General features: G+C 46.8%; 1 protein-coding gene. It reads left to right on the top strand.

Annotated features, from left to right (window positions below; all coding sequences use genetic code 11):
- Positions 1 to 1,204: fibronectin type III domain-containing protein (locus N2245_RS14405; RefSeq protein WP_494537400.1), on the top strand; the 1,204-nt coding region annotated here is incomplete at its 5' end.
- Positions 1,205 to 1,435 lie beyond the last annotated feature (231 nt).

Raw genomic sequence — 1,435 nt, forward strand, 5'->3', positions numbered from 1 at the left:
CTCCCACCACGACCATGATGCAATATACGAATGCACCGGCGATTTTTCTAAGCATAATTCTTACGTGGATCCATGGGGAGTAACTGCCTATTTGCCAAATATCTCTAGATTTACTTCTGGTAGTCAACACAAAAATCAAGTTGCTAAGACGGAAATACCGGAATCTGAAGGTAATAAACGAGTTTCGAAACCGTTTTGGATACTGCTACCCGCTACTCTCTTAGTGTCAGCGTGCGTGTTGCTTGGGGCAACCTTTATTCCCTTCGTAGGCTCTCGAATCCCTCCAATTGTTACCGAGATCCCAGATTCTAACCTTAATACGCCTTCTGGGTCTCCCTACCCGCTAGTATTAGCATCTACTCCCATTCCTACCGAGAGTCCTTACTATCTTCAGGACAGTGCTCCAGCCTCTCCTGAGAATTTGACAGCTGTAGTCTTATCTCCTTATTCCATCAGGTTACTTTGGGTGGATGTATCTCCAAACGAAGATGCGTATTTTATTTATAGAAGAACGAGTAATGCTGGTTGGCGTCGCGTGGCTGTATTAGGCTCTAACAGCATCTCCTATCTGGATATGGGATTGAAGCCAAATACTGATTACACATACAAAGTGTGCGCAGTCAATAGCCAAGGTAGCTCTAAATGTCCCGAGGTCTCCGCACATACTGATATCTTGCCTCCTACTTCTACTACTTACATCATTACCCCAACACCTGAGCTGAAGAACTCTCCCGAAGTTGTTCCAACTCCTACTTCTACCCCTACTCCCGAGCCAACTAATACTCCAGTAAGGATTAAGCCCCCTATCCTTCAGCCTACGGCAACTCCTACATCTACGCCCAGTCCTACTACTACGCCCACCGCCGAACCAACGCCCACTCCTGCCAAGGAGCCAACTCCTACTCCAGCAGCTACCTCAACTCCTACACCCTATCCAACTTTATCGCCCACTCCCACTAAGTCTAGCCCTCCACGGCCTACAGTTACACCCACTAATGCTCCTACGCCTATCCCAACTATCTGGTCAACTCCAACTATCCCCTCCACGCAGGAATCGATCCCTACTCCGACCTTAAGGCCAAGTCCAGAATCCACTGAGCCGGTAACTACGCCGACTGTAAAAATCGAGTCTTCCGGTACATACATCCCGGCTACCCAAACACCGGCACCTGTCTTGATTATCCAGACACCACGAAATCGCTAGCAGAGCGTTTAGCTTATACTTGCAATATAAGTTCACCAGATCTGATATCCACTGAATTGCGTATTAGAGTACAGGATTCGCACAAATTAGGATGTATGGGTATCATATTGTGTGAGCTTTTCTTATGGAAACAAGGAATTCATAGATCAGGATTATTACAGCTTACCTTTATAGGGGTTTGGAATAGTGGAGCTTGGAGTAATAGGTGGACGTTACGAGGTAGAGTGGAAG

The organism is Thermobaculum sp. T2p (genome assembly GCF_059335935.1).